The sequence below is a fragment of the Massilia sp. 01N417 genome (genome assembly GCF_056399645.1).
The window spans coordinates 1-682 of the sequence record NZ_JBFTRS010000059.1; the positions used below are offsets into that span (position 1 = coordinate 1).

Annotated in this window: 1 protein-coding gene; it reads right to left on the reverse strand. The window is 54.5% G+C overall.

The features are described from left to right. Positions 1-655, reverse strand: a 655-nt coding sequence (locus AC1DOQ_RS26910) for a transposase (protein ID WP_477371437.1), incomplete at its 3' end; no start/stop codon positions are given. Positions 656-682 lie beyond the last annotated feature (27 nt).

Consider the following 682-nt stretch of genomic DNA (forward strand, 5'->3'; position numbering starts at 1 on the left):
GGTCGATTTTACGAATGATCATGTTGGGACAGCACTGCGGCTTTAGCGGGCAAACCTTGCAGTCGTATAGGCTGGCGCGATAGCGAAACGGATTTTTCTGCTGGCTGCGCTGAGCCGGTTTCAGGTGCTTGCCGGCAGGGCAAACATATCGGTTGTTTTCAGCATCAAAGATGAAGTCGCTACGGCTGAAGGTGCCGTCGTGATGTTCGGATTTGTCCCATACCGGAACGTGCGGAGCGATCCCTTTTTTGTCGACCAGCCATCCCAGCATTGCAGCGACACCGTAGTTCGTGTCACCTACCAGGCGCTGCGGCTTCAAGGCGAATTTCTTTTCAACCCGATTGATCATCGTCTTGGTAGCTTCGACTTCAGCTGTTTTGGTCACTGCCGACGCTTCGACATCGACGATGACTCCTGCTTTCAGATCGATCAGGTAATTCGTTGAGTAGGCAAAAAGAGCCGGTCCTGCAGCGGCAGTCCAGGTTGCAGCCGGATCAGTCAGGGAAATTCTTTTCGGCGGCGGTGGCACTGGATTGGCTTGTTCCAGAGCCGCCAAATACTCTCGCACTGGTCGACTTGCCTGCTCTGGATTACCCCAATCGATACCGGCTTCGCCCGAACACGAACGTTGACGCTGGGCGTCAGCCTTGATCATACTGGCATCAGTTGCAAACCCTTCGCC